Raw genomic sequence first — 416 nt, 5'->3', positions numbered from 1 at the left:
ATTTCGGTACGATCGGTCTGCGTAACGATAAGCTGCGGATCCCACTACCGGATGAGCGGCCGGAGCGGCTCGAAAAACCACTCCATATCGCCAACTCCACCGTCAAGAACGTCTATTTTTATATCGACACCTTCATGCGCCGCCGCCTGACCGACGACGAGCAGGACGCCCTGAACCTGATAAATACTATCCTCACCGAGACGCTGCACTCCAAAATCCTCGGTACGGCCCGCGAACGCGGCTTGGTATACGGCATGAGCTCTGGCGTGGGGCAGGCTAAGCTGAACAGCAACTGGTGGTTCGGTGCCCAGGTATCGCCCAAGAACGCACCCGCCTTGTTCGAGATCATGGTCGGCGAAATCGAAAAGATCTTCAATGGTGACCTCGATAAGGCTGATATCGAAGCTGCCCAGCAA

The 416-nt window shown here is 56.0% G+C and carries 1 protein-coding gene; it reads left to right on the top strand.

Features of this window, described 5'->3' with window-relative positions; translation table 11 throughout:
• On the top strand, positions 1–416 hold a 416-nt coding region (locus tag D7V88_RS42400), incomplete at both ends, for an insulinase family protein (RefSeq protein ID WP_147449194.1).

It is taken from the genome of Corallococcus terminator, from assembly GCF_003611635.1.
Lineage (GTDB): Bacteria > Myxococcota > Myxococcia > Myxococcales > Myxococcaceae > Corallococcus > Corallococcus terminator.
The sequence above is the reverse complement of the archived record's forward strand: the minus strand, read 5'-3'. Positions and strand labels throughout refer to the sequence as shown.